The organism is Massilia sp. TWR1-2-2 (genome assembly GCF_049897565.1).
GTDB lineage: Bacteria > Pseudomonadota > Gammaproteobacteria > Burkholderiales > Burkholderiaceae_D > JAFCUW01.
The window spans coordinates 26,178-49,633 of sequence record NZ_JAFCWM010000016.1; the positions used below are offsets into that span (position 1 = coordinate 26,178).

The following is a 23,456-nucleotide window of genomic DNA, read 5'->3' on the forward strand; positions in this document are numbered from 1 at the left end:
TTAATTATGCCTTGGAGAAACTCAACTCAAAGCGAGGATCTGGGTAGCTTTCGCCGCGTTATTCTCGGCGTTCTTCATCAGCGACATTTGGGTGTCGAACGAACGGGCCAGCGCGATCATGTTGACCATCATGTCGACCGGGCTGACGTTGCTGCCTTCGAGCGCGCCCCCGGCCACCACCACCTGCGGATCGGCCGGCGCGACGGCGCCGTCGCGCAGCCGGAACAGGCCGTCGTCGCCGCGCACCAGGTCGGCCTCTTTCGGGTTGACCAGCTTCAGGCGTCCCAGCACGGCCGCCGCGCCCGGCGTGGCGCCGGCCGCCACCGTTGAGACGGTGCCGTCGCCGCCGATCGACACCATCACTTCCGGCGGCACCGTGATCGGGCCGCCGTCGCCGGCGATGTTAAAGCCGCCGGCGCTTTGCAGCACGCCGTTCGCGTTGGTCTGCAAGGCGCCGTTGCGGGTGTACGCTTCGGTGCCGTCGGGCATCTGCACGGCCAGCCAGCCTTTGCCGCGCACCGCCACGTCGAGGTCGCGTCCGGTCATCTGGATCGCGCCGCTGTCGAAATTGGCGCCGGCGGTCGAGTTGACCACGAAGGCGCGCGTCGGCAAGCCTTCGGATTCGACCTGCACCGCGCGAAACGCATCGATCTGCGCGCGGAAACCGGTGGTGCTGACGTTGGCCAGGTTGTGCGCCGTCGTCGCCTGCTGCTCCAGGATGTGCTTGGCGCCGCTGGCGGCCGTGTAGATTAAACGATCCATCTGCTACCTCTTGTATAAGAACCGGTGTCAGGTCTGACATTCGGACACGCTCCCAACCGTAGCAAGGTCGCACGGCCGTGTTCGTGTTGAATGTCAGACCTGACACCAGCGTTTGACCTCGCCTGCGGCGCGCTTAGCGCAGGTTCACCAGCGTCTGCAGCACCGAGTCCTGGGTCTTGATGGTCTGCGCATTGGCCTGGTAGACGCGCTGCGCGGTGATCATGTTGACCAGCTCGGCCGTCAGGTCGACGTTCGAGTTCTCCACCGCCGACGACTGCAGCACGCCCAGGCTGCCCGAGGCCGGCGCGCCAACCAGCGGCACGCCCGAATTCGACGTCTCCGCCCAGGCGTTGTTGCCCAATGGCGACAGGCCGTTCGGGTTGGCGAAGTTGGCCAGCACGATCTGGCCGAGCGCCTGCGACTGGCCGTTGCTGTACTGGCCAAGGATGGTGCCGTCGGCGCTGGCGGCAAAGCGCTGCAGGTTGCCGGCGGTGTAGCCGTCCTGGGTCGATTTCTTTTCGCTCGTCGCCGAGCCGTACTGGCTGGTGCCGACGAAGCCGAGGCTGACCGCCAGCGTGTTGCTCGCGCCGGTCGGCGGGAAGATCGGCAACGTCACCGTCAGCGGCAGCGTCTGCGGCGGCGTCAGCGCCATCATCAGCGCGTTCGACAACGCGCCGTTGCCGTCGAAAAGGAGGCGGCCGACCGGCACCGGCGGCACCGATACCGCGTCGGCGATGTCGCCGTCGACCAGGTCCGGCGTGTTGCCGACCGTATTGCCCGAACTGGTGGCGGCAGCGCCGATGGCGCTCTGCTGCGCGGCGGTCGCGCCGGCGGCGGCAGCGGCTGCCACTACCAGCTTTTTCGCTTCGGTCGCGTAATCGGCCAGCGCGGTGGCGGTCGCCGTCGGATTTGGCGGCACCGCGGTCGAGGCGGTTGTCCAGGCAGCGCGCGCGTTGTTGACATCGGTAAATGATGCACCGGTGCCTTGGGCGGCGGCTGCCACTTTCAGGTTGGTGATTTCGGTGCCGTCGTTGGCGACATACACGTTCCAGTTGCCCGGGCCGGTCTTGACGTAGAACGTCGACATCACGTGCGAGTTGCCCAGCGTATCGTAGACATCGATCGGGGTCTGGTGGTTGTAGCTGCTGCGGTCCTTGGCGTTGAACGGCGTCGTCAGCGGCGTCGCGCTGCCCGAGTCGAGGTTCATGACGGTGTCGACGCGGGTGGTGGCCACCGGCTTCAGGTCGGCCGTGTTGATCTGCAGCGGCACGGGCGAGCCGGCCAGCAGGCCGCCGGTCGCGCTGGCGCCGTAGCCGGTCAGTTTCGCGCCCTGGGCGTTGACCATGTAGCCGTCTTTATCGAGCGAGAACTGGCCATTGCGCGAGTATTGCGTGGCGCCGGCGACGGTGGTGCGGAAGAAGCCGGCGCCGTTGATGGCGATGTCGAGCGGGTTGGCCGATGACTCGACGTTACCTTGGGTAAATTGCTGGGCGATCTGCGACACCTTGGTGCCGATGCCGGCCTGGTTGCCGCCGGCGCCGTTGAGCGAATTGGCGTAGACGTCGGCGAACTGCGCCTGCGAGCCCTTGAAGCCGACGGTGCTGGCGTTGGCGATGTTGTTGCCGATGACGTCGAGCGATTTTGCCGCGCCGTTCAAGCCGCTAAGTCCCTGTTGGAAAGACATGGTGTTCTCCTGGTAAAAGTTATTTTAAACGGCCGGGCTTACAGGATCTGCCTGATATCGGCCATCGACACGACGCCCCTGGTGGGCAGGTTCAGTTGGACGCCATCCTTGGCGCTGGTGGTAACGCTGGCGACGCTGTCGAACGACAGCGCCTTCGCATCTTTGAGGATGTCTTCGCCGCGGGTGGCGACGACACGGATCAGGTATTTGCCGTCCTTCAAGGTCACCGGCAAGCCGTCGGCGCCGACCCTGGTCGCATCGACCACGCCGTCCCACGCCAGCGGGACGGTGCCCGCTTTCTGGGCGCCGAGGTCGATCGTCTGCACATCCTTGCCGGTGCTCGGGTCGGTGATGATCAGCTTGACGCTGTCGGCGTCGCTGCCGACGTCGACACCCATGATGCCCTTGCCGGTTTGCAGTCGGACATAGTCGCCTTCGACCAGCACGCCGTGGCCGATCATATTGGCCGCCTGCAGCGATTCGGACGCCTGGTAGCTCGACTTGAGCGACTCGAGCGTCGTGTTCAATTTATTGACGCCGGTCACGGTCGACAGCTGCGCCAGCTGGCTGGTCAGCTGCGCGTTGTCGAGCGGATTCATCGGGTCCTGGTTCTTCAGCTGGGTGACGAGCAAGGTCAGGAACTTGTTGGTGTCGGCTTCGACGCTGCCTTCGGCGGCGGTGGCCTTCTTCGGGTTGACCGCGTTGAGCAGGTCTTGCGAGACAAACGGGGGAGGTGCAGTGACGGTTGCCATAAAAGCCTAGTGTGGGTTATTGACCGAGAGTCAACGTCTTGAGCAGCAACGTCTTGGCCGCATTCATCGTTTCGACGTTGGTCTGGTACGAGCGCGACGCCGACAGCATGTTGACCATCTCGTCGACCACGTTCACGTTCGGCATCGCCACGTAGCCCTTGTCGTCGGCCATCGGGTGTTTCGGGTCGTACACCTGCTTGAGCGGGCTCGGATCGTCGACCACCTGCGCCACCTTCACCGCGGTGCCGCCGGCTTCGAGCGGGACCGCCTCGAACACGACCTGCTTGGCGCGGTAGGCCTGGCCGCTGGCGCTGGTGGCGCTGTCGGCATTGGCCAGGTTCGAGGCGACGGTGTTGAGCCGCTGCGCCTGGGCGCTCATGGCCGAACCGGACACGTTAAAGATATTAAATAGCGACATGATTACTGGCCTCCCTGGATCGCCGCCATCATGCTGCGGATTTGGTGGTTGATCATGGTGATGCCCGCTTCGTAGCGCACCGCGTTGTCGGCGAACTGGTTGCGCTCGACATCCATGTCGACCGTGTTGCCGTCGACGGCGCCCTGCACCACGCCGCGGTATTTCAGCGCCGTGCCGTCGGGCAGCATGTCGCCGGTCTTGCCGGCGCCGCCGATGTGGCTCGCCGACATCGCCGCCATCACGCCCGCCGGCGCCGCGGTGCGCGCCATCACGCCCTGCAGCGCGCTGGCAAAGTCGATGTCGCGTGCCTTGTACTTAGGCGTGTCGGCGTTCGCGATGTTCGATGCGAGCACTTGCTGGCGCTGCGAGCGCAGGCTCAGCGCGGCTTCGTTGAAACGCAGGTAGTCGTCGAGTTTGCCAATCATGTCAGCTCCAGGTGGGTCAAAGCGCCAGGCTGGCGGCAATGATCTTGTTATGACAGGATCGATCATACGGCGGCGCACAAGGACTCAATCGAAGGAGGAAGATGGGCAAAGCGCGGCTATTCGATGTTTCACCTGGGAATCATGCGATCTACCATGGCATCACTCGAACAGGCAGTCCCTCCATGAAATCGACCTTCTTTACCGCTCTCCTCCTCGCTTCCTCGCTGGCCTTCGGGCAGCAGGCGGCCGGCCCGCGCCAGGACCTGGCGGCGCTGCGCGCCGTCGCCGAGCAGTTCCTGCAGGCGCAAAGCGCCGGCATGCCCGGCCAGGTGCAGGTCGAGGTCGGCGCCGTCGATCCGCGCATGAGCCTGGCCGCGTGCCCGGCGCCGCAGGCCTTCCAGCAGCCCGGCGCGCGGGCGTGGGGCAAAACAACGGTCGGCGTGCGCTGCGCGGCCCCGACTGCGTGGACGGTGTATATTCAAGCCAAGGTGGCCGTGCGGGGCGACTACGTCGCCGCCGCCGTGCCGCTGGCGCAGGGCCAGCCGATCACGCAGTCGCAACTGGTCGTCATCAGCGGCGACCTGGCGGCGCTGCCGGCCGGCGTGGTGACCGACATGGCGCAGGCGATCGGGCGCAGCACGACGATGTCGCTGCCGTCGGGCGCGCCGCTGCGGCTCGATGCGCTGCGCAGCAAACCGGCGGTGCAGAGCGGCCAGCAGGTGCGCGTGGTATCGAGCGGCGCCGGTTTCAAGGTGTCGACCGAGGCGCGCGCGATCGGCAATGCCGGCGAAGGCCAAGTGGTGCAGGTACGCACCGCGGCCGGCGCCATCCTCAGTGGCGTGGCGCAAGCGGGAGGCCTGGTCGAGGTGGTTTTTTGAACGTTCGTTTCGGAAAATCCATTGATATGCACTAAAGTTTGGGACGGCATCGCCGTTACTTACGCATATCCCGGAGTTTGATGCTCTGGTCAGAGAAGGAAGATGCTGTGAAAATTAACGATACATTAAAGACAAGCCCTGGACTGCCGGCGGCGACTACGCCGGCAGCCGGATCCAAAGGCGCCGAACGTGCCGCCGGCACCAGTGCGGCGCCGAGCGACAACGTGCGCCTGTCTTCGCAGGGCCAGGCCCTGGCTGCCGCGGCCGGCGCCAGCGCCGTGTTCGACACCAAGAAAGTCGAACGCATCAAGCTGGCAATTGCCGACGGCCAGTTCCAGGTCAATTCAGAAAAAGTGGCGGACGGCTTGCTGGAAACAGTGCGCGACCTGCTGCATTCCCGCAAACGATAAAACACCATGCACAGCCCGACGACCACCCTGTCCGACGAACAACACCTGATCGCTTCGCTGATCGAGTTGATGAAACAGGAACAACAGTTCCTGGTCAAGGCGGACACTGACGGGCTCGACCAGATCACCCCGCAAAAAGCCGAGTTGGTGCAGCAAGCCGCGCGGCTTTCGACCGCCCGCCACGAGGCGCTCGGGGCCGCCGGCGTTGCCGCCAGCGAAGCCGGCATGGAAGTCTGGCTGGCGAACAGCAGCGATGCCGCTGCCCGCGCCGCATGGATCGCCTTGCTCGACCTGGCGCGCGAAGCGAAAGAACTGAACCGCGTCAACGGCATGCTCGTCAACAAGCAGATGACCAACACCCAGATGGTGATCAACGCGATGCGCACGCCGGCCGGCGGCAGCGACGCCGGCGTCTACGGCCCCAGCGGCCAGGCCGGCGCCGGCGGACCGTCGCGCCGCTTCGTCGTCGGCTGACCGGGTCTGACCCGCCGTCGGGGTCAGACCCGGGTGTAAAGCCCGCACCATCCACACCGGGGTCCGACCCCGACACCGGGTCAGCCCCCAACCGACCCCACCCTGCTGCAACACCGTTGCGTTTTCACGCGTCCGCTCCAGATAAATTTTACTTCTCCGCAGCGATCCGTAATCATCAACTGATGAGTTTGTCACACCTACGGAGACCAGCATGAAATCCATCTTCAGGGCATCCATCGCGGCATTCACGCTGGTCGTTTGCGCCAGCGCGCAGGCGGCGTCGAACGGCATCGCGGTCAGCATCAGCACGGAAAAATCGTCGCTCGGCAAGTCCGACGACGTCGTCGTCACGGTCACGCTGACCAACACCGCGGCGAGCCCGCAGGCGGTGCTGAAGTGGCATACACCGTTCGGCGGCGAGATCGAAGAGCCGCTGTTCGATATCCGGCGCGACGGCGCCAAGGTGCCCTACCTCGGCGCGCGCTACAAGCGCCCCGCCCCCACCGCGGCCGATTATTACGTGCTCGCGCCCGGCGCGTCGCGCAGCGCCCGCGTCGAACTGTCGAGCCTGTACGAGATGAGCGTGACCGGCGACTACACGATCCGCTACGCCACCGAGTCGCTGACCCTGTTCGATCCGCATGTCAACGGCCGCGGCACCGTGGCGCAGCGATTCGGCGAACTGAAGTCACAGCCACTGACGTTGTTCATCGACGCCCGCTTGCCGCGCGGCGCCGCCGGCGAACCGGCGCCGGCGCCCGACGCGGCGCGCGGCAGCGGCGCCAGTTTGTCGTTTGCCAAATGCAGCGCCTCGCAGCAGAGCGCGCTGACGACGGCGGTGACGGCCGGGCGCGCGATGGCCGACGACGGCGAGCGCTACCTGATGGCGCGCAAGCTGCTCGGGCCGCGCTACACCAACTGGTTCGGCGCCAGCGACCCGGCGCGCCTGTCCACGGTGCGCGGCAACTACGCGGCCATCAAGGATGCGCTCGCCACGAGGCCGGTGACGGTCGATTGCAGCTGCAACAAACCGTATTTCGCCTACGTGTATCCGACCAAGCCGTATGTGATTCATGTGTGCCGCGCATTCTGGACCGCGCCGATGACCGGCATCGACTCGAAAGGCGGCACCCTGGTGCACGAGATGAGCCACTTTAACGTTGTCGCCGGCACCGACGACTGGGTGTATGGGCAGGAAGGCGCGGCCGGCCTGGCCATCGGCGACCCGGCCAGGGCCGTCAACAACGCCGACTCGCACGAGTATTTCGGCGAGAACACGCCGGCGCTGGAGTAATTACTGCTTGCCGACGTGGGCGAACATGACGGAATCGGGCTCGACAGGCGTAGTCTGGTCGAGCTTTTTCAGGTCGGCGACGTAGTGGCCGTTGTAGTTGAGCTGATAGGCGCGGCGGCCCGGCAAGAAGGCGTAGGCATCGGTGATGTCGATCAGGTTGTGATGGCGCGTGTGCGGCTTGACCGCCAGGAAGTCTTCCTTGCCGAGCGGGCCGCGCTTGACCATCGGGCCGATGTAGTTGACCGGGTCGCCGTTGGAACTGTCGCGCACCTCGAAGTAGTTGCCGAACAATTCCTTCTCGGAGGCGACCGAGCGCGGCACGTAGATGGTGTGCTCGCTCTGGTTGTCGATCGTCAGGCGCACCAGCACCTTGCCTTCGCGCGATTCGACCTTGACCATTTCGTGGACCATGTTCCTCACCCCGTCCTTCGCCGCCGCGCTGCCGGCCAACACCAACGCCGCGCCCAGCAGTACCGTGTTTGCCACCCTCGTTGCCAGACCCATTATTACTCCTTCGCTGAATATGGCGGGATTTTGCGCCGGCCTCTTTGCGCTGCCAAGCCCAGTTGCGCATGGTTACAATCGCGCCGCCGCAACGCTGGTGTCAGGTCTGACATTCGGACAAATGTCCGAATGTCAGACCTGACACCAGCACTTTACTAACGAGTGGGGATTTCGGTGGTGGTGTCAGGCAACGCCGACAGGATCGTCACGGCCACGCGCCGGTTGCGGGCGCGGCCGTCCGGATCGGTATTGGCGGCCACCGGAATGTTGGCGCCGTGGCCAATGACGGTCATGCGCGCTTCCGGCACGCCGGCCTCGGCAAACAGGCGCACCACGCTGCTTGCGCGCGAAGCCGACAGTTCCCAGTTCGACGGAAACAGCGGGCTGCGGATCGGCGCGTTGTCGGTGTGGCCTTCGACCTGCAGCGCATGCGGATCGTTCTTCAGCAATACCGCCAGCGCCAGCAGCGCTTCCTTCGAGCTGGCATTGAGCGTCGCGTCGCCCGAATCGAACAGCACGCTGGCATTGATTTCGACGCTGACGCCGCGGCTGTTCTGCGTCACCCGCACCTTGCCCTCCTTGACCAACGGCGCCAGGGTCGACGTCAGGTCGCGCGCCAGCAAGGTCAGCCGTTCTCGCTCGCGCCGCATCGCTTCGGCGCGCCGTCGGCCGGCCAGGTTCGGCAGCGAAATGGACGGCTGGATTTCGTCGACCATTTTCGGCGCCACCCGCTTGCCGCCGAAGGCGTCGCCGAGCGCGTCGGAAAACACCCGGTACTTGCCCTCGTTGACCACCGAGATGGCGTACATGACGACGAAAAACGCGAACAGCAAGGTGATGAAGTCGGCGTACGAAATGAGCCAGCGTTCGTGGCTTTCGGTTTCTTCGTCGAATTTCTTGCGCGCCATGACGTTCGGCTACGGGCGCGACATCAGGCTGGCCACGCGCTCGTCGATGACGCGCGAATGGTCGCCGCTGGCGATGTCGTAAAACACGTCGGTGAGGATCTCGTACTGGGTCACCGTTTCGGCGACGATGCTTTTGAGCTTGTTGGCCACCGGATAAAAGAACAGGTTGGCCAGGCCGACGCCGTACACGGTCGACACGAACGCGACGGCAATGCCGGCGCCCAGCTTGGACGGGTCGGTCAGGTTTTCCATCACGTGGATCAGGCCGAGCACGGCGCCGAGGATGCCGATGGTGGGCGAATAGCCGGCCGCAGCTTCCCAGATCTTGACCGCCTGGCGCTGGCCGAATTCATACGCCGTCACTTCCGTCTCGAGCAGCCCGCGCAGTTTTTCCGGATGGATGCCGTCGATCATCAGGCGCAGGCCTTTCTGGACGAACTTGTCGGTCGAGTCGAGCATGTGCTGCTCGAGCGACAGCAAACCGTCGCGCCGCGCGTGCAGGCTCCACAGCGCGATGTCGCGCGCCAGCTTGCCGCGCTGGCTCGGCGGCGGACGAAACACCCAGCGCAGCATGCGCATGCCGCGGGTAAATGTCGGCGCCTCGGTCTGCAGCAGCACCGCACCAAAGGTGCCGATGACGACGATGGCGAACGCGGCCGGCTGCACCAGCGAGGCGAGCTTGCCGCCGTCGAGGCCGTGCCCGATGAATAGCCCCGCCAGCGCGAGGGCTATGCCAATTACGCTGGCCCAGTCCACGCCTGCTCCCGTAATGCCGCACGCAACCGCGCCACCGCCTGCGTGTGCAGCTGCGACACGCGCGATTCAGACACACCCATGACGGCGCCGATTTCCTTCAGGTTCATTTCTTCCTCGTAGTACAGGCCCATCAGCATCTTTTCGCGCGGCGGCAAGTTGTCGATCGCATCGACCACCGCCTGGCGGAAGTCGCCGTCGAGCAGGCTGCGCAATGGATCGGCATCGTCGACCGCATAGCGATCGAGGAAGTTGTCGTTGCCTTCGTTATCGTGGAAATCTTCGTAGTACAACAGCTGATGGCCGCCGCCGTCGCCGAGCATGTCCTGGTATTCCGACAGCGACAGCTTGAGCAGCTTGGCCACTTCCGATTCGGTCGGCGGATGGCCGAGCTTTTGCTGCAGCGAACTCATCGCCGCTTCGATCTTGCGCATGTTTTGCCGCATCGAGCGCGGCAACCAGTCGCTGTTGCGCAGCTCGTCGAGCATGGCGCCGCGGATACGCAGCACCGCGTAGGTCTCGAACTGGGCGCCGTGCGTCTCTTCATAGCGGCCGATGGCATCTAACAGGCCGATCATGCCGGCCTGGATCAGGTCGTCCACTTCCACGCTCGGCGGCAGCTTGGCCTTCATGTGGTGGGCGAGACGCTTCACCAGCGGCATATGATCCGTCAGCAGCTGATTCTTGTCCGCTTTCCCTTTGACCGTGTACATGGTTAAACTTTGTTATCAAGAGCCAAAACGGGTGTTTCCCCCTGTCCGACCGAGCTGAGGCATTCCAGACAGGGCAAAACGCCCTGCCAGGCGGCGAAACGCAACCGAGGCGCCCGCCAGCGGAAACGCATCGACGACGGCGCGCCCGAGACGCGCGGCGCGTTGCAGATATTCGTCGGCCGGAACCGAACCCATCGAGATGAGCTGGACCGCGAGATACCGACTTGCCGCGGAACACATATTATCGTATACCACCTTTGCCTCGATTTCGGAAGCGCCCGTCACCAGGATGCCGAACGGGCGACGCCCCAGCTGCTGCGACAGCCGCTTGATCAGGCTGTAGGCGGCGGTGATCGAGGCGGCCGACGTCGACACCTGCACGACGATTTCCGAACTGTCCATGATCGGCACCGGAAAGCTGTCGTCGTCGGAAAATTCGCCGTCGACGATGACGATGCCGGTCTGCTTGACCAGCACGTCGAAGCTCTTGGCCAGGCGGCGCAGCTCGTCGGGGCCGGGACGCTGGGCGCCCTGGCCGCGTTTCAGGCTGGCCACGCCGAACCCTTGCGGCACCTGGTGGATCACTTCGTTGAGGCCACATTCCTGGCGCGCCACCTGCAGCAAGGACACGCCGCGGTCGACGCCGAGGCGCTGGGCGACGCCGTACTCATGCAGGCAGGCATCGACGATCAGCACGTCGTTGCCGGCACGCGCCAGCGATGCGCCGAGGTTGACCAGCATCGCGCCCTTGTCATCCTGGGCGGTGGCGGAAAGAAAGGTGACGATGCGCGGCTTGGGGCCGGCGAGCATCCGGCGCAAGCCTTCGGCCTGGTCAAAATCGAAATTAGCCAAGCGACACCCCGCGCAGGCTGCGATCGTTGGCGGCATTGCCGGCCTGGGCCATCAGCAGCGGCAGTTCGTTGTCGGCGTACTGGGTGGCGGCGTTCTCGCGCGTCAGGCGGAAGGCGCGGTCGACCAGCATGGCGCGGTCGGCCAGGTGCAGGTCTTCCGGCACGCGCTGGCCGTTCGAGATGTAAAACAGGCGCAGCTTCTGGCGGATCACGACGTCGAGCACGTTGCCGATCGAGGCCGCTTCATCCATCTTCGTCATGATGCAGCCGGCCAGGCCGCTGCCGTGATAGGCGCGCACCACTTCGTTGAGCGTTTCGTTGGTGCTCGTCGCGTTCAGGCACAGCAGGCGTTTGACGTCGGCGCCGGACTCGCTGAGCATGGCGACCTGTTCGGTGACCATCTGGTCGCGCTGCGACACGCCGACCGTGTCGATCAGCACCGTGTGCTTGTTGCGCAGCTCTTTCAGGGCGATGCGCAGGTCCGCTTCGTCCTTCACCGAGTGCACCATCACGCCGAGGATCTTGCCGTAGATGCGCAGTTGTTCGTGGCCGCCGATACGATAGGCGTCGGTGGTGATCAAGGCCAGCTTTTCCGGGCCGTGGCGCATCACGCAGCGCGCCGCCAGCTTGGCCGTGCTGGTGGTCTTGCCGACGCCGGTCGGGCCGACCAGGGCGAACACACCGCCCTTTTCGAGCACTTCGTCTTCGTCCGTCATGCTCGTCAGGTTACGGCACAGCACCGTCTTAATCCAGCGCATGCTCTCGGCCGCATCTTTGCCGGACGGCATCTTCTCGATCAGGTAGCGCGCCAGCGTGGCGGAAAAGCCGGCCGCCAGCATTTCGCGCAGCACGCCCGCTTTTTCCGGCTCGCGCTGCTGGGTGGTGCCCCAAGAGATGGCGGCAAGCTGGGTTTCCATCAGGCCGCGCATGGCGCGAATTTCGCTCATCATGCCCGACATTTCGGCGGCGGCGGTGTCTTTGGCGTGGGCGATGGCGGCCGACATCATCGAGCTCATCTGGGCCATGTCGACGCTGTCGGGCTGCGGCTGCGGCGCGCGGCGGTTGGCGTAGCCCTCGGGCGGCGCGCTGTGTTGCAGCGTGGGCTCAGGCTGGGCCATCTCGGTGCCGTGCGCCGGCGCCGAGATCGACGCGACGTCGTCGTTGGCCAGCGCGAGAATTTCGACGACGCCATCGACTGGGCGGTTCGACAGGATGACGGCATCGGGACCGAGGGCGTCACGCACTTTGCGCAAGGCTTCACGCGAGGTGGCGGCGGTAAATTTTTTGACATTCATCGATGAAGCTCCTGGGTACCTGCGCTGCTCACATGAGCGACTGCAGCTTCTCACAGTTACAAGTATCGACGATGCCGCACGGAAACCATCTGGCGAAAAGGTGGGTGAATGGGCCGCTATTCCCGCGCGCCGGGGCCGAGCGCGGCGACCATGGCGCGGATCATTCGGTCAGGGTGACGATCCGCACGCGCCGGTTTTCGGCGGCGGCCGGGTGTTCCTTGTTGAGCTGCTCGGTGTCGCCCTTGCCGAGCGCGACCAACCGGGCCGGGGCGACGCGCAGCTGGCCGACCAGGTGCTCGCGCACCGCCTGCGCGCGTTGCTGCGACAGCTGCATGTTGCGCTCGCCGGTGCCGCGCGCATCGGCATGCCCTTCGATGTTAAAACGGAACCGCTGGCCGGTTTCGCCGCCACTTTAGCCGGCCGTGCCGCGCCGGCGTCAGCGCGTCGAGAAATGCCTGCGCTGTCGCGTCGTTTTTCAGCACGTCATGCGTCTGCGCCGCCGACGGCGCACCCATCATCAGCAGCGCGCAGGCGATGCACGCCACGCCCAACTTTCCAGCAATGCCTGACATATGACCTCCAAGAAAGAACAGCATAAACAACGCGACAACTATCTGGCCGCGACCTCTTCGATGCGCATCAGCGTGGCGCCGTAGCCGGCATCGCATCCGGCCCCGCTCGCGCAGGTCGGCGTGCCGGCCAGCACCGGCGTGGCGGCCGGCACGCCGCCCAAACCCGGCGTGCCTGCGCGGAATCGAAGCGCGGCATGGTTTCCCCGCTGCTCAGCCCGGCGGCAGCGAAGTCGCGCGGCGCGCGCGAGACCATGACGAGCACGTGATTGACGCCCGGCGGGCCGGCGGCGCCAATCTGCCAGCTCTTGCGCGGCAAGTTCACCGTGGCGTCGGCGGCGATGCGGTCGTCGCGGTCGATCGCGTTCGGCAGCAGCAGTTGCATCTCCTCGCTGCCGGTGCCGACGAAGAACACGTACAGGTAGCCCGCTTCGCTCGATGTGATGCGGAACTGCATCAGGTCCTTGCCGATGACGATGCGTTCCTTCTGGGCCAGGGTGTTCACCGAGATCAGCGGGTCGCGGTGGCGGACGATGTCGTCGAGACCGGCAAGCGCGGTGAACGGCCCGCACGCGGCGGCAGCCGCTGGCAGCGGCGCCGGCGGCCGGCAACAGTGCCCCGGCGGCGGCGGCCCGGACAGCTCCGCGGCCGGCGCGCGCGGGCCCGATGGCCGCGACGGCGCCGGCGCCGCACGCGTCGGCGCCGTCGCTTCGCCGGCGGCCGGCCGCATGACGGTGGCGTCGTCCTCGTGCTCGAGTGCAAACAGGCGCGCGCGCAAGGCTGCCACATCCTGCGGGCGGTGTTCCGGCCGCACGGCCAGGCCGGCCTCGATCGCCGCGAGGAAGGCGGCCGAGTAGCGCCCGCGCGCGCTGGTCGACAGCGGCACCAGCTCGTCGCTCATCATGCGGCCAGCAGGCGGGGCGAAGTGTGCATGGACATTCCTTGTGAAGCGGCGCAGCCGAGGTAATGCAGTTTGGTAAATTTATGATACCTATATCGTTGACGGCTGGCGAACGATTATTGGTGATTCGTTGTATGTATGGCCTGCTGACTTGGGGTTTGAAACGCCGTTCATGCAGCACGGGTCTGGGCGGTTTTTTTGGCTCAGACCCTGCTGGAAAATTACCCCGGCGCACCCACCAGGCTGGTCACGCGGATCGTCTTCGTCTCCGGGATCTCGCTATGCGACAGCACCTTCAGCTGCGGCAGCGCGCGCCGCAGGAAGCGCGACAGCAGCGCCCGCAGCGGCCCCGGCACCAGCAGTACCGGCGTCAGCCCCATCTGCTCCTGTAGCGCCGCGGCCTGGCCGGCCTGCTGCGCGATCGTGTCGGCCAGCCCAGGCTCGATGCCGGAACCGTCGCCGCCCGCCCCCATCGCCTGCATCAGCAAGCGCTCGAGCCGGTTGTCGAGCGTCATCACCGACAGCTCGGTAGCGCCAGGGAACAGCTGCTGCACGATCGCCCGGCCCAGCGCGATGCGCACCAGCGCCGTCAGGTCGTTCGGATCCTGCGTGTGCATCGCATGCTCGGACAAGGTCTCGATCACCGAATGCATGTCGCGGATGTGCACCCCTTCGATCAGCAAGTTCTGCAGCACCTTCTGCAAGGTCGACAGCGACACCACCTTCGGCACCAGGTCTTCCACCAGCTTCGGCGACTCCTTGGCAATATGGTCGAGCAGCGCCTGCACTTCGGCGCGGCCGAGCAGCTCGGAAGCGTGCGTGGTGATCAGGTGGTTCAGGTGGGTCGCCACCACCGTGCCGGCGTCGACCACGGTGTAGCCCATGCCTTGCGCTTCGTCGCGCAGGCTGGCGTCGATCCAGGTGGCGGGCAGCCCGAACGCCGGGTCGGTTGTTTCCAGCCCCGGCAAGGTGCCGCTGGCCATGCCCGGATTGATCGCCAGGAATTGCCCGTTGAGCGCTTCGCCGCTGCCCACTTCGACACCCTTGAGGGTGATGCGGTAAGCCGATGGCTTGAGCTCGAGGTTGTCGCGGATGTGCACCGGCGGCGCCAGGAAGCCGACTTCCTGCGCGAACTTCTTGCGGATGCCCTTGATGCGCTTGAGCAGCTCGCCGCCTTGCGCCTTGTCCACCAGCGGAATCAGACGGTAGCCCACTTCCAGCCCCAGCGTGTCGACCGGCATGATGTCTTGCCAGCTGACCTCTTCCTGCTCGGCGGCGGCAGCCTGAGGCGCCGCGCCCGCACTGCCCGGTCCGCCGGCGGCCTCTTCCACTTCCGCTGGCTGCTTCAGGCGCTTGCTGGCCAGGTAAGCGATGCCGGCGAGCGAGCCGGCCAGCAGCAGGAACACCAGGTTCGGCATGCCCGGGATCAAGCCCATGCCGCCGATGATGCCGGCGGTAATGTACAGCACTTGCGGCTTGGCGAACAACTGGCCCACCAGCTGGGTGCCGATGTCCTGGTCGCTGGCCACGCGCGAGACGACGATACCGGCCGCGGTCGAAATGATCAGCGACGGGATCTGCGCCACCAGGCCGTCACCGATGGCCAGCAAGGTGTACGTCTTGGCGGCGGCGGCGAAACCCATGTCGTGCTGCAGCATGCCGACCAGCAGGCCGCCGACGATGTTGATGACGGTAACCATGATGCCGGCCACCGCGTCGCCGCGCACATATTTGCTGGCGCCGTCCATCGCGCCGTAGAACTCGGCTTCCTGGCCCACTTCGCTGCGGCGGCGGCGCGCCTCGTCTTCGCCGATCAGGCCGGCGTTGAGGTCGGCGTCGATCGCCATCTGCTTGCCCGGCATCGCGTCGAGCGCGAAACGGGCGCCCACCTCGGCGATACGGCCGGCACCCTTGGTGACGACGGTAAAGTTAATAATGGTCAAAATGATAAACACGACGATACCGACCGTGTAATTGCCGCCGATCAGGAAATGACCGAACGCTTCGATCACCTTGCCGGCCGCCGCGCCGCCGGTATGGCCTTCGGTCAGCACGATACGGGTCGAGGCAACGTTGAGCGACAGGCGCAGCATCGTCGACACCAGCAAGATGGTCGGGAAAGCCATGAAGTCGAGCGGCTTGACCGTGTACAGGCTGGTCAGCAGCACAATGACCGACAGCGCGATGTTAAAGCTGAAGAACACGTCGAGAATGAACGCCGGCAGCGGCAGCACCATCATCGCCAACAGCAAGATGATGATCATTGGCGCCGCCAGCGCGGAGCCGCCCTTGCCGCTCAGTCCGCTCAGCCAGGATGGGACAGTGATGCCGTTCATGGTGTTGCTCCGTTATTCGATGCAGGCTTTTTTTGCGATGCGGGGTTAAGCGGGTCCATTTCGGGCGGCACCGGCAGTTTGGTCGGACGGTCCGGATACTTGCCGCCGCCTTTGTTAAATGCGCGCAGCTGGAACACGTACGCCAGCACTTCGGCCACCGCCGAATACAGCGCCTCGGGAATCTCGTCGCCGATCTCGGTGTGCTTGTGCAGCGCACGGGCCAGCGCCGGCGCTTCCAGCAGCGCGACCTTGTTTTCCGTGGCCAGTTCGCGGATTTTCGCCGCCACTTCGTCGGCGCCCTTGGCAACGACCATCGGCGCGCCGCCGTGGCCGTCGGCATACTTGAGCGCGACGGCATAGTGGGTCGGGTTGGTGACGACCACGTCGGCGGTCGGCACCGCCGCCATCATGCGGCGCTGCGACATCTGGCGCTGCATCTGGCGAACCTTTGCCTTCATCTGCGGATTGCCGTCCGACTCCTTCGATTCCTGGATCACTTCCTGGCGCGTCATCTTCAGCTTGTTGGCGTAATGCCAGACCTGGTAGGGACCGTCGATCGCGGCGACAAAACCGAGGCCGCCGACGATGAACAGGAACGCCCAGGTCAGCAAGTTGATCAGGTGCGCGCTGCCGGCGCTGACCGATTCGACCGCCAGGCCCATGACGGCGTCCTTCTGGCTCATCACGACGAGGTAGGCGACGCTGCCGACGACGACCGTCTTGGCGACCGCCTTCAGCAATTCGACCAGCGCGTTGGTCGAGACCATGTTGCCCAGGCCCTTGATGGGGTTGAGCTTGCCGAAATTCGGCATCAACGATTTGGAGCTGAACAGCCAGCCGCCGACCAGCAGCGGCGAGGCCAGCGCGACGACCATGACGGCGACCGCCAGCGGCAGGCAGGCCATCATCACCGACACGATGTCGACACCGACGCGGCGGATCAGCACATCGGCATTGAAAATTTGTTCGCGGTCGAGCGCCAGGCCCGACACCATGATCGCGTTCAGGCTGCGCACGACGCCGTCGCCGGTCATCCACAGGCCGGCGCCGGCGGTCATCAATACTGTAAAAGTTGCAACTTCGCGCGATCGGGGCACGTCGCCTTCTTCACGGGCCTGCTCCAACCGCTTGCTTGACGCCGGTTCGGTCTTTTCTGCGTCGCTGTCTTCTGCCATGTCCACTCCGGTAACGCCCTGGCTGCATTGAAACGCGCGGCAACAGGAACGACAGCGGACATTATCGGCGGTATTGCTCTGGGGCTATCTTTGGAGCAGGCGTGCAAAGCCGTGCTTACAATCGGCTTATTCGGCTAGCGCAGCTTCGTCGCCTCGGCCTGCTTGACGCTCTGGGCAATGGCGCCGAACACTGATTTTCCGGCACCGTCGAGCATTTCGATCTTGATCGTATCGCCAAACAGCATGAACGGCGTCGACGCGACGCCATCCTCGATCATCTCCAGGCAGCGTTTTTCGGCGATGCAGGAATAGCCGCGGCCGGCGTCCTTGTTCGACACGGTGCCGGAGCCGACGATGGTGCCGGCGCGCGCATTGCGCGTCTTGCACAAGTGAGCGATCAATTGCGGAAAATTAAACACCATGTCGGCGCCGGCGTGCGGCTGGCCGACCAGCTTGCCGTTCCACGTCGAGCGCAGCGGCAGGTGAATCTTGCCCCCAAGCCAGGCGTCGCCCAGTTCGTCCGGCGTGACCGCCACCGGCGAAAAGCTGGTCGCCGGTTTTGACTGCACGAACCCGAAGCCCTTGGCCAGTTCTGCCGCAATGAGGTTGCGTAGCGACACATCGTTGGCCAGCATCAGCAGCCGAATCTGCTGGAGCGCCTGGTCCGGCGTCGAGCCCATCGGCACGTCGCCGGTGACGACGGCAACCTCGGCTTCGAAATCGATGCCCCACTCTTCCTGCGCGAGCACGATGTCGTCGTGCGGGCCGAGGAAGTCGTCGCTGCCGCCCTGGTACATCAGCGGATCTTCCCAGAACGACTCCGGCATCTCGGCCTTGCGCGCCTTGCGCACCAGTTCGACGTGGTTCACGTACGCCGAACCGTCGACCCACTGGAAGGCGCGCGGCAGCGGCGCCATGCACCTGGCCGGGTCGAAGTCGAAGCTGCGCTGGCCGCGCCCGCCGTTTAGCTGCGCGTACAGCTGGTTCAGTTGCGGCGCGATGAAGGCCCAGTCGTCGAGCGCCGCCTGCAGCGTCGGCGCGATGCCGTCGGCCAGGTGGGCGTGCTTCAGGTCGCGCGCGACAACCACCAGCTGGCCGTCGCGGGTGCCGTCGTTGAGGGTGGCGAGCTTCATGCCAGCCGGTCCAGCTGAGCCTGGTCGAGAAAGCACCACTCTGCTTCGGCCAGGCCGAGCGAGTCGAGCGTCAGGCTGCCGATGGCCGAGCGGTGCAGCGCCAGGCAATGGTTGTCGGCCGCGGCCAGCATGCGCTTGACCTGGTGGTACTTGCCTTGCTCGAGCACGATTTCGAGCTGGTGCTCACCGCGCCGGGTGCACGTCAATGCCTTCAGCGGCGCGGGCTCGTCGTGCAGCTTGACGCCGTCGAGCAATTTGTCCACCAGTTGCTGGGTGACCGGCTCTTGCGTGGTGGCCTGGTAAATCTTCGGCACATGGCGCTTCGGCGACGACTGTGCATGGATAAAGGGGCCATCGTCTGACATCAGCAGCATGCCGGTCGTGTCATGGTCGAGCCGGCCGACGGGCTGGACTTCGCGCCAGGTAAATTGTTCGGGAAGCAAGGTCAGCACGCCGGGGTGGTGGCTGGGCTTGCGTGAACACTCGAAATTGGCCGGCTTGTGCAGGGCAATATAGACGTGTTCGCGATAGGTCCATTCTTCGCCAAAGACCGTCAATACCGCGTCATTAGTGTCGAAGGTGGTTTTATAGTGGGTGTGCGGCGCGCCATTCACGCTCACTTCGCCATCTTCGATCAGGGCGCGGCAGTACTTGCGCGTGCCGAAACCTTGCGATTGCAGCATGCGGTCCAGGGATAATTTGCTCATGGGCGAGACTTTACCAGAACCGCGGCAGCGCCGACAGCACCGCCAATGCCGCCAATGCCGCCGGCATCGTACAGAAATTGCCACCCGGACATTTGACTCCTGGCGAACGACACCTTTGACAAAGATCAAGTGTTTCGGTTCCCCCGTTGGTACAGTGAAACCTCGTTAGGAATCGGCCTAACGGCTCCTACGAAATCCTTACCTCATCGGTAGGATAAACGAACCTTCAACAACAAGAGGACAACATGACCATCGACAACCACCGCGGCCCTAACGACCACGAGTTTCCAGGATCACAGGCCCAGGCCCATTGCCTGCTCGCCGTCGAAGAATGCGCTCGATACGAGGCCCAACTGGCAATTGCGCGGTGGATCAGTGACAGCGCCGGTGTGCCGGCCAAGGCCGAGGCGCCGGCGCCGGCCCTCGGCCGTGCGGTCTGGCTCGCCCACGCCCAGAAGAACTTCCAGCAGTGGCTTCGATGCGGTGGGTTCTCGCAATACGAGGTGGCGCCATCGGACATTTCCGAACTTTACGTCGGAACCTACTTCCCAGCCGGCAAGCCGCCCGCGATCCCGGGCCTGTTTCGCACCGACAGCTGCGTTGATTGAATCGACACGCACAATTGGAAACGGCGGCATTGCGCCGCCGTTTCCAAGTCCCGAGAAGGAGACTGTTCCGAGAAAATTTAATTCTCTCCATACCGCATGAACATGCGGTCAGTAGTCCGGTTCGAATATATGAAAACTACGTGAACTTTTATATCAGCCCCTTTGAATGAACTACGGCTTCAATATAGGACAAACCTGTCAACTTACAAGGAGAAAATTAACTATCCTCAGCGTACCGCCGGCGTTGCCCCGCGATACAGCGACTTGACCGCGCCGGCGCCGACCGAGGCACCAAATTTCTTCAGCACCCGTTCCGGCAAGCCTTCGTGCGCCGTGTAGTCGACGATGTCATCGACCTTGACGATTTCGCGCGCCACACTGTCGACGCTGCCGTAGCCATCGGCCAGCCCCATCTCGACGGCGCGGGCGCCGCTCCAGAACAGGCCGGAGAACATGTCCGGTGTTTCCTTCAGGCGCTTGCCGCGCCCTGCCCGCACCACGCCGATGAATTGCTGGTGAATTTCGTTCAACATTGCCTGGGCATGCGCCTTGTGCTTGTCCGACTGCGGGCTGAACGGATCCATGAACCCCTTGTTCTCGCCGGCCGTCAGCAGGCGCCGCTCGACGCCGGCCTTTTCCATCGTGCCGGTGAAGCCGAAGCCGTCCATCAGCACGCCGATCGAGCCGACGATGCTGGCCTTGTTGACGAAAATCTTGTCGGCGGCCGCCGCGATGTAATACCCGCCGGACGCGCAGATTTCATCGACCACCACGTACACCGGCTTGGCCGGGTAGCCTTTTCGCAGGCGCAGGATCTCATCGACGATCATGCCGGCCTGGACTGGACTGCCGCCCGGGCTGTTAATGCGCAGCACCACGGCGACCGAGCCGACGTCGCGGAATGCCTTGTTCAGTGACGGAATGACCGAGTTGGCCGAACCGCTGCCTTCGGCCTCGATGTTGCCGTCGATCTCGATCAGCGCCGTATGCTTGCCCAGCGCTTCGATATCCGAGCCGGTGCTGAAGTCGAAATAGGCCCACAAGGAGAAGAAGATCGCCCCCAATACGAGCAGTTTGAAGAAGATGCTCCAGCGGCGCGCCGTCCGCTGTTCCCTGACGGTGGCAAACAGGAGCTTTTCCAGCGTATCGCGTTCCCAGTTGGGGTGGTTGGCCGGGCCGGCCATCACGGCCTTGTCGGTCGGGGTGCTGCTGATGTTATCGGTCATAGATCGTGGTTATCGGATTTAGATGGAGACTGGTGGCGCCTTGACGAGCTCGTCTGGGTGCCAGTAAATCTTGTCGTGCTCTTCGTGCACGGCAATCGGGCGCAACCGGCCGCCTTTGCAGGGACCGCCTGCGCACTGTCCGGTTCGCGGGACGTAGATTGCCCCGTGGGTCGAGCACATCAGGTACAGGCCGCTCGACTCGAAGAATTCGCCCTTATTCCAGTCGAGCTCGATCGGCACGTGGGCGCAGCGGTTCAGGTAGCCGTACACCTTGCCGTCGTAGCGCACCACGAAGCCGGTGCCGTCGTCGCCGAACGCACTGACGGCAAAGCGCACACCGTGCCCGCCTTCGACCACGGCGTCGGCGTCGCACACCAGCAGTGCGGATGCGGCCGGCTCACTCATCATGCATTCTCGCCCAGCCATTGGTGCAGCTGTGCCACCGTCTGGGCCGAGTACAGCGGCTGGCAAGCTTGCAGCTGGTCGACCGGGTGCGCGCCGTACTCGACTGCCACGGCGCCGGTGCCGGCGTTGTTCGCCATCAGTAGGTCGTGCGTCGTGTCGCCGATCATCACGGTGCGCTTCAGGTCCTGGCCCAGTTCGCGCGTCAGCTCCTGCAGCATGGCCGGATGCGGCTTCGAGAACGTCTCGTCGGCGCAGCGGGTGGCGTCGAACAGCGACAGCAGGCCGACCGCATTGAGCGCCCGGTTCAGGCCGACGCGGCTCTTGCCGGTCGCCACCGCCAGGAAATAGCCTTCCTGTGATAATTCGCTCAACATGGCGCTAACGCCGTCGAACACCACCAGTTCAGGGTCCTTCATCAGGAAATGGTAGCGATAGCGCTCGACCATCTTCGGATACCAGATGGGATCGATATTCGGCATCACCGCCTGCATCGCCTCGTGCAGGCCGAGGCCGATGACGTGCGACGCCTCTTCATCGCGCGGGATTGGCAAACCGAGCTCTCGCGCGGCCGACTGGATACTCTTGACGATGGTCGATGTGCTGTCCATCAGCGTGCCGTCCCAATCAAATACGATCAGGTCAAATTGCTTTCGTGCCATGTGTTCCGGCTGGCTTGTGGCCGCCGGCTCCTTCCAGGGGTAAGTGTTGTCGCGAGATTATCGCACTGCAATATTCTGCGGTTTCCCCAAGCTTACCAAGAAACGGTCGCATTCTGCCGGTAACGGGGCATTTATCGTCACCTGCTTGCCGCTGTCGGGATGGATGAAGGTGATCTGATGGGCATGCAGGAACATGCGCTTGAGGGCGCCGCGCGTCTGGTCGGCCTTCAGCAGCACCCGGTTAAGCGCGAAATCGCCGTATTTATCGTCTCCCAGGATCGGAAAGCCCGACGAAGCGAGATGAACGCGGATCTGGTGGGTGCGCCCGGTTTTCAGTTCCGCTTCCAGCAGGGCGACATGCTCCCACTTGCGCAATAATGTGAACACGGTATGCGACTCCATGCCCCCGGCCTGCACGCAGACCCGCCGCTCGCCTTCGGCGGTGGTGTATTTATGCAGCGGCAGCTTGATGTGCTGGCGCGCGTTCTTCCAGTCGCCGCCCACCGCGGTCAGGTAGCGCTTGTCGGTCACGCCGTCGCGCATCTGTTCGTGCAGGTTGGTCAGCGCCGAGCGTTTTTTCGCCAGCATCAGCACGCCCGACGTTTCGCGGTCGAGCCGGTGCACCAGTTCGAGGAACTTGGCGTCCGGGCGCGACGCGCGCAACTGTTCGATGACGCCGTACGACACGCCCGAGCCGCCATGTACCGCGGTGCCGCACGGCTTGTCGATCACCAGCAAGTGGGCATCCTCGAACAGGATGGTAAATTCGGCGCCCGGAACGATTGCCGTTGATTTTTCGGCCACCCGTACCGGCGGGATCCGTACCACATCGCCATTTACCAGCCGGTACAGCTGATCGATGCGGCCTTTATTGACGCGCACTTCGCCGGAACGCAAAATACGGTATATGTGACTCTTGGGGACGCCCTTGCACACGCGCAGCAGGTAGTTGTCGATGCGCTGGCCGGCTTCTTCTTCGGTAATTGTTACGAACTGGGCTTGCAGCGGTGTCGGTGATGAAGGGGGAACACTCTCGGTTTGCATCTTCATTTGCTCTGTCTTCCCAGAAATTCTCTCTAAGTCCTTCATTTTGAATATATAATCGACAGGCGGCGGTCAAACCTCTGCTGGTGTAAGAATTAAAACGATATTTTACACAGGGGCGTGTCCATCGGCCTCGCCAAATTGCAAATTCGATGGAAAAACGTGTACGCACATCCCTGCGCGAATCAAGGTTGCACCGTTGTTGTAATCGGATTGCACGCAGGGCTGCAAGATTGGATAGTTTGGAATTGTAAGGATAAGTACCGGCAAGCTGTCTATTTTGCCAGCTCGCCGGTTGATGGCGTCGATAACGCTTGTCGTTTTCGCCCGACCCGATGTAAGCCTCATCCCGAAGGCTTGAGAATAATGGCGGATCCATTCGCCGGTGGTTCGAAGTCTTGGTATGTTCGCTGGCTACGGTTTGGCTCGTTGATCTGCTCACCGCCTGGCTGTCCCTGTGCCCCGGTTCGACCGGCAGCAAACAGGAAAGTTGCAGGTGATGCGTGCACTCGGCATGTCGATCGACCCCACCGCGCCCCGTTGCGGCCGCAACGCCAGTCGTTGCTGCGCCG

27 protein-coding genes are annotated in these 23,456 nt (G+C 64.2%); 5 read left to right on the forward strand and 22 right to left on the reverse strand.

Annotated features, from left to right (window positions below; translation table 11 throughout):
* Nucleotides 1-21: 21 nt before the first annotated feature.
* From ACP7DD_RS16395 to flgB, 5 genes are all read right to left on the reverse strand, one after another.
* The gene (locus ACP7DD_RS16395) at nucleotides 22-762 is read right to left on the reverse strand and encodes a flagellar basal body rod protein FlgF (protein ID WP_426175870.1); all 741 of its coding nucleotides are present in this window, start codon (nucleotides 760-762) and stop codon (nucleotides 22-24) included.
* A gap of 133 nt (nucleotides 763-895) precedes the next feature.
* The gene (locus tag ACP7DD_RS16400; RefSeq protein ID WP_426175871.1) at nucleotides 896-2,446 is read right to left on the reverse strand and encodes a flagellar hook protein FlgE; all 1,551 of its coding nucleotides are present in this window, start codon (nucleotides 2,444-2,446) and stop codon (nucleotides 896-898) included.
* Nucleotides 2,447-2,484: 38 nt separating this feature from the next.
* Nucleotides 2,485-3,198, reverse strand: coding sequence for a flagellar hook assembly protein FlgD (locus ACP7DD_RS16405; RefSeq protein WP_426175872.1), 714 nt, complete (start codon nucleotides 3,196-3,198; stop codon nucleotides 2,485-2,487).
* Nucleotides 3,199-3,214: 16 nt separating this feature from the next.
* Complete coding sequence (flgC, locus tag ACP7DD_RS16410; RefSeq protein ID WP_426175873.1) at nucleotides 3,215-3,616, reverse strand: flagellar basal body rod protein FlgC; 402 nt, start codon at nucleotides 3,614-3,616, stop codon at nucleotides 3,215-3,217.
* A gap of 2 nt (nucleotides 3,617-3,618) precedes the next feature.
* Nucleotides 3,619-4,041: a flagellar basal body rod protein FlgB gene (gene flgB / locus ACP7DD_RS16415; RefSeq protein WP_426175874.1), complete on the reverse strand. Its 423-nt coding sequence runs from the start codon at nucleotides 4,039-4,041 to the stop codon at nucleotides 3,619-3,621.
* 182 nt (nucleotides 4,042-4,223) lie between these two features.
* Here flgB and flgA point away from each other — a divergent pair, with 182 nt between their 5' ends.
* The 4 genes from flgA (at nucleotide 4,224) to ACP7DD_RS16435 (ending at nucleotide 7,097) form a co-directional block, all read left to right on the forward strand.
* Entirely contained in the window at nucleotides 4,224-4,919 is a 696-nt protein-coding gene (gene flgA, locus ACP7DD_RS16420) for a flagellar basal body P-ring formation chaperone FlgA (protein ID WP_426175875.1), read from the forward strand.
* 107 nt (nucleotides 4,920-5,026) lie between these two features.
* Nucleotides 5,027-5,329 (forward strand): flagellar biosynthesis anti-sigma factor FlgM, encoded by a 303-nt coding sequence (gene flgM, locus ACP7DD_RS16425; RefSeq protein WP_426175876.1) that lies wholly within the window; start codon nucleotides 5,027-5,029, stop codon nucleotides 5,327-5,329.
* A 6-nt stretch (nucleotides 5,330-5,335) separates the two neighbouring features.
* Nucleotides 5,336-5,803: a flagella synthesis protein FlgN gene (locus tag ACP7DD_RS16430; protein WP_426175877.1), complete on the forward strand. Its 468-nt coding sequence runs from the start codon at nucleotides 5,336-5,338 to the stop codon at nucleotides 5,801-5,803.
* A 211-nt stretch (nucleotides 5,804-6,014) separates the two neighbouring features.
* A complete protein-coding gene (locus ACP7DD_RS16435) occupies nucleotides 6,015-7,097 on the forward strand; it encodes a M35 family metallo-endopeptidase (RefSeq protein ID WP_426175878.1) in 1,083 nt (360 codons plus the stop codon).
* On the opposite strand, the gene ACP7DD_RS16440 is transcribed toward ACP7DD_RS16435, so the two are convergent.
* The 13 genes from ACP7DD_RS16440 to ACP7DD_RS16500 form a co-directional block, all read right to left on the reverse strand.
* On the reverse strand, nucleotides 7,098-7,601 hold the full coding sequence (locus ACP7DD_RS16440) for a hypothetical protein (protein ID WP_426175879.1): 504 nt from the start codon (nucleotides 7,599-7,601) through the stop codon (nucleotides 7,098-7,100). It abuts the gene before it with no gap.
* Between the two features lie 155 nt (nucleotides 7,602-7,756).
* Nucleotides 7,757-8,509 carry a flagellar motor protein MotD gene (gene motD, locus ACP7DD_RS16445; protein ID WP_426175880.1) on the reverse strand — a complete coding sequence of 251 codons (753 nt, stop codon included), beginning with the start codon at nucleotides 8,507-8,509 and terminating at the stop codon, nucleotides 7,757-7,759.
* Nucleotides 8,510-8,518: 9 nt separating this feature from the next.
* Entirely contained in the window at nucleotides 8,519-9,265 is a 747-nt protein-coding gene (locus tag ACP7DD_RS16450; protein WP_426175881.1) for a flagellar motor protein, read from the reverse strand.
* Nucleotides 9,247-9,975 carry an RNA polymerase sigma factor FliA gene (locus ACP7DD_RS16455; RefSeq protein ID WP_426175882.1) on the reverse strand — a complete coding sequence of 243 codons (729 nt, stop codon included), beginning with the start codon at nucleotides 9,973-9,975 and terminating at the stop codon, nucleotides 9,247-9,249. Before ACP7DD_RS16455 ends, ACP7DD_RS16450 begins: the two co-directional genes overlap by 19 nt.
* Before the next feature lie 15 nt (nucleotides 9,976-9,990).
* Nucleotides 9,991-10,827: a MinD/ParA family ATP-binding protein gene (locus tag ACP7DD_RS16460; protein ID WP_099791063.1), complete on the reverse strand. Its 837-nt coding sequence runs from the start codon at nucleotides 10,825-10,827 to the stop codon at nucleotides 9,991-9,993.
* On the reverse strand, nucleotides 10,820-12,121 hold the full coding sequence (flhF, locus tag ACP7DD_RS16465) for a flagellar biosynthesis protein FlhF (RefSeq protein ID WP_426175883.1): 1,302 nt from the start codon (nucleotides 12,119-12,121) through the stop codon (nucleotides 10,820-10,822). The genes ACP7DD_RS16460 and flhF overlap by 8 nt, the downstream gene beginning before the upstream one ends.
* Before the next feature lie 160 nt (nucleotides 12,122-12,281).
* Nucleotides 12,282-12,455, reverse strand: coding sequence for an OmpA family protein (locus ACP7DD_RS16470; RefSeq protein WP_426175884.1), 174 nt, complete (start codon nucleotides 12,453-12,455; stop codon nucleotides 12,282-12,284).
* Nucleotides 12,456-12,498: 43 nt separating this feature from the next.
* Complete coding sequence (locus ACP7DD_RS16475) at nucleotides 12,499-12,723, reverse strand: hypothetical protein (RefSeq protein ID WP_426175885.1); 225 nt, start codon at nucleotides 12,721-12,723, stop codon at nucleotides 12,499-12,501.
* Between the two features lie 37 nt (nucleotides 12,724-12,760).
* Nucleotides 12,761-13,591, reverse strand: coding sequence for a DUF4384 domain-containing protein (locus ACP7DD_RS16480; RefSeq protein ID WP_426175886.1), 831 nt, complete (start codon nucleotides 13,589-13,591; stop codon nucleotides 12,761-12,763).
* A gap of 221 nt (nucleotides 13,592-13,812) precedes the next feature.
* Nucleotides 13,813-15,927 carry a flagellar biosynthesis protein FlhA gene (gene flhA, locus ACP7DD_RS16485; protein WP_426175887.1) on the reverse strand — a complete coding sequence of 705 codons (2,115 nt, stop codon included), beginning with the start codon at nucleotides 15,925-15,927 and terminating at the stop codon, nucleotides 13,813-13,815.
* Nucleotides 15,924-17,102 (reverse strand): flagellar biosynthesis protein FlhB, encoded by a 1,179-nt coding sequence (gene flhB / locus ACP7DD_RS16490; protein WP_426175888.1) that lies wholly within the window; start codon nucleotides 17,100-17,102, stop codon nucleotides 15,924-15,926. Before flhB ends, flhA begins: the two co-directional genes overlap by 4 nt.
* Before the next feature lie 134 nt (nucleotides 17,103-17,236).
* A complete protein-coding gene (locus ACP7DD_RS16495; protein ID WP_426175889.1) occupies nucleotides 17,237-18,235 on the reverse strand; it encodes a fumarylacetoacetate hydrolase family protein in 999 nt (332 codons plus the stop codon).
* Complete coding sequence (locus ACP7DD_RS16500; RefSeq protein WP_426175890.1) at nucleotides 18,232-18,942, reverse strand: pseudouridine synthase; 711 nt, start codon at nucleotides 18,940-18,942, stop codon at nucleotides 18,232-18,234. The genes ACP7DD_RS16495 and ACP7DD_RS16500 overlap by 4 nt, the downstream gene beginning before the upstream one ends.
* A 245-nt stretch (nucleotides 18,943-19,187) precedes the next feature.
* Here ACP7DD_RS16500 and ACP7DD_RS16505 point away from each other — a divergent pair, with 245 nt between their 5' ends.
* Nucleotides 19,188-19,550, forward strand: coding sequence for a hypothetical protein (locus tag ACP7DD_RS16505; RefSeq protein WP_426175891.1), 363 nt, complete (start codon nucleotides 19,188-19,190; stop codon nucleotides 19,548-19,550).
* 227 nt (nucleotides 19,551-19,777) lie between these two features.
* Here the strand turns inward: ACP7DD_RS16505 and ACP7DD_RS16510 are convergent, their stop codons facing one another.
* From ACP7DD_RS16510 to ACP7DD_RS16525, 4 genes are read right to left on the reverse strand one after another with little or no spacing between them, the layout of a single operon-like run.
* Nucleotides 19,778-20,734 (reverse strand): S49 family peptidase, encoded by a 957-nt coding sequence (locus tag ACP7DD_RS16510; RefSeq protein WP_426175958.1) that lies wholly within the window; start codon nucleotides 20,732-20,734, stop codon nucleotides 19,778-19,780.
* A gap of 60 nt (nucleotides 20,735-20,794) precedes the next feature.
* Nucleotides 20,795-21,184, reverse strand: coding sequence for a Rieske (2Fe-2S) protein (locus ACP7DD_RS16515; RefSeq protein WP_426175892.1), 390 nt, complete (start codon nucleotides 21,182-21,184; stop codon nucleotides 20,795-20,797).
* On the reverse strand, nucleotides 21,181-21,840 hold the full coding sequence (locus tag ACP7DD_RS16520; protein ID WP_426175893.1) for an HAD-IA family hydrolase: 660 nt from the start codon (nucleotides 21,838-21,840) through the stop codon (nucleotides 21,181-21,183). The genes ACP7DD_RS16515 and ACP7DD_RS16520 overlap by 4 nt, the downstream gene beginning before the upstream one ends.
* Nucleotides 21,841-21,897: 57 nt before the next feature.
* Nucleotides 21,898-22,890, reverse strand: a complete 993-nt coding sequence (locus tag ACP7DD_RS16525) for an RluA family pseudouridine synthase (protein WP_426175894.1) — start codon at nucleotides 22,888-22,890, stop codon at nucleotides 21,898-21,900.
* Nucleotides 22,891-23,456 lie beyond the last annotated feature (566 nt).

What these genes read in the sequence shown, in the direction of transcription:
- ACP7DD_RS16455 (WP_426175882.1), bottom strand. Translation starts at nt 9,975, where the DNA reads ATGTACACGGTCAAAGGGAAAGCGGACAAGAATCAGCTGCTGACGGAT.
- ACP7DD_RS16480 (WP_426175886.1), bottom strand. Translation starts at nt 13,591, where the DNA reads ATGAGCGACGAGCTGGTGCCGCTGTCGACCAGCGCGCGCGGGCGCTAC.
- ACP7DD_RS16520 (WP_426175893.1), bottom strand. Translation starts at nt 21,840, where the DNA reads ATGGCACGAAAGCAATTTGACCTGATCGTATTTGATTGGGACGGCACG.
- ACP7DD_RS16505 (WP_426175891.1), top strand. Translation starts at nt 19,188, where the DNA reads ATGACCATCGACAACCACCGCGGCCCTAACGACCACGAGTTTCCAGGA.
- flhA (WP_426175887.1), bottom strand. Translation starts at nt 15,927, where the DNA reads ATGAACGGCATCACTGTCCCATCCTGGCTGAGCGGACTGAGCGGCAAG.
- ACP7DD_RS16515 (WP_426175892.1), bottom strand. Translation starts at nt 21,184, where the DNA reads ATGATGAGTGAGCCGGCCGCATCCGCACTGCTGGTGTGCGACGCCGAC.
- ACP7DD_RS16440 (WP_426175879.1), bottom strand. Translation starts at nt 7,601, where the DNA reads ATGGGTCTGGCAACGAGGGTGGCAAACACGGTACTGCTGGGCGCGGCG.
- ACP7DD_RS16395 (WP_426175870.1), bottom strand. Translation starts at nt 762, where the DNA reads ATGGATCGTTTAATCTACACGGCCGCCAGCGGCGCCAAGCACATCCTG.
- ACP7DD_RS16470 (WP_426175884.1), bottom strand. Translation starts at nt 12,455, where the DNA reads ATGCAGCTGTCGCAGCAACGCGCGCAGGCGGTGCGCGAGCACCTGGTC.
- ACP7DD_RS16405 (WP_426175872.1), bottom strand. Translation starts at nt 3,198, where the DNA reads ATGGCAACCGTCACTGCACCTCCCCCGTTTGTCTCGCAAGACCTGCTC.
- flgC (WP_426175873.1), bottom strand. Translation starts at nt 3,616, where the DNA reads ATGTCGCTATTTAATATCTTTAACGTGTCCGGTTCGGCCATGAGCGCC.
- flhB (WP_426175888.1), bottom strand. Translation starts at nt 17,102, where the DNA reads ATGGCAGAAGACAGCGACGCAGAAAAGACCGAACCGGCGTCAAGCAAG.
- ACP7DD_RS16400 (WP_426175871.1), bottom strand. Translation starts at nt 2,446, where the DNA reads ATGTCTTTCCAACAGGGACTTAGCGGCTTGAACGGCGCGGCAAAATCG.
- ACP7DD_RS16500 (WP_426175890.1), bottom strand. Translation starts at nt 18,942, where the DNA reads ATGAGCAAATTATCCCTGGACCGCATGCTGCAATCGCAAGGTTTCGGC.
- flgA (WP_426175875.1), top strand. Translation starts at nt 4,224, where the DNA reads ATGAAATCGACCTTCTTTACCGCTCTCCTCCTCGCTTCCTCGCTGGCC.
- ACP7DD_RS16495 (WP_426175889.1), bottom strand. Translation starts at nt 18,235, where the DNA reads ATGAAGCTCGCCACCCTCAACGACGGCACCCGCGACGGCCAGCTGGTG.
- flhF (WP_426175883.1), bottom strand. Translation starts at nt 12,121, where the DNA reads ATGAATGTCAAAAAATTTACCGCCGCCACCTCGCGTGAAGCCTTGCGC.
- ACP7DD_RS16510 (WP_426175958.1), bottom strand. Translation starts at nt 20,734, where the DNA reads ATGGCCGGCCCGGCCAACCACCCCAACTGGGAACGCGATACGCTGGAA.
- ACP7DD_RS16435 (WP_426175878.1), top strand. Translation starts at nt 6,015, where the DNA reads ATGAAATCCATCTTCAGGGCATCCATCGCGGCATTCACGCTGGTCGTT.
- ACP7DD_RS16430 (WP_426175877.1), top strand. Translation starts at nt 5,336, where the DNA reads ATGCACAGCCCGACGACCACCCTGTCCGACGAACAACACCTGATCGCT.
- ACP7DD_RS16525 (WP_426175894.1), bottom strand. Translation starts at nt 22,890, where the DNA reads ATGAAGATGCAAACCGAGAGTGTTCCCCCTTCATCACCGACACCGCTG.
- flgB (WP_426175874.1), bottom strand. Translation starts at nt 4,041, where the DNA reads ATGATTGGCAAACTCGACGACTACCTGCGTTTCAACGAAGCCGCGCTG.
- motD (WP_426175880.1), bottom strand. Translation starts at nt 8,509, where the DNA reads ATGGCGCGCAAGAAATTCGACGAAGAAACCGAAAGCCACGAACGCTGG.